General features: G+C 66.6%; 1 pseudogene. It reads right to left on the bottom strand.

Going from position 1 to position 803, the window contains the following annotated elements:
* Window positions 1-719: pseudogene (locus IH68_RS59025) on the bottom strand (transposase); the annotation flags it as partial.
* Window positions 720-803: the final 84 nt, after the last annotated feature.

Genomic DNA, 803 nt, shown 5'->3' with positions numbered 1-803 from the left:
CTGCTTCATCATCCTGAAGGTGTGTTCAAGATCGAATCTGCGCAGGAATGCTTGCCAGAGCCGGTCCCCATCCCCGGCACTGGCGCCTGTGACTGACCACCACAGCCAGACCGGCCTGGGGTTGCGGTCGCCGCGTAGGTGGTCGACCTGAAGACGGATGACCGTGCCTTCGATGACCGGCAGCGGTCCTTCGGGGTAGTCGGGGTCACCGTGGTGATGGTCGGGGCAGGCTGGGTGTCGGGATCCTCGAACTTGAACTCCGCCCCGCGCTTGGGCTTGCGCCCGCGTTTGCCTGCCGGCTGCGGCGGGGGCGGGAAGTACAGGACGCGGTCCGAACGCATCCGGCCCAGCAACTCCACGGGCAGGTCCGCGAGCAGGAATACCAGGCGGGTCACGTCATAGCCCGCATCGACGACGACCAGGACCAGCCGCCCCTCCGCCGTCCGCGGAAGCGGCAGTCCCACCAGCGCCCTGCGCAGCCGTGCCACATCCAGCCGTCCGCGGTTCAGCCCGCCGTACAACGCGCCATGCCCGCACCGGTGCTCAGGCGCCAAGGACAGCTCGACCAACGTCTTCACCGGACCGTCCTCACACAACAAGGCGTCGCCCAGCTCGAACAACGCGTCGCTCCGCCCGGTCAGACAGGCATAGAACTCCATCCGGAAGTAGGACAGTTCGGCCAACGCATCGCGCGGGACATCCCGGTGCAGCAGACTCATCGCTACGGCCTTCGTGCTGGTCAAGTGCCTCTGTGACGGAGCACAGAATCAGACGAAGGCCGCTCTCATGTCAGGCGCTCAGGC

The sequence above is a fragment of the Streptomyces sp. NRRL S-646 genome, assembly GCF_000720765.1.
Lineage (GTDB): Bacteria > Actinomycetota > Actinomycetes > Streptomycetales > Streptomycetaceae > Streptomyces.
The sequence above is the reverse complement of the archived record's forward strand: the minus strand, read 5'-3'. Positions and strand labels throughout refer to the sequence as shown.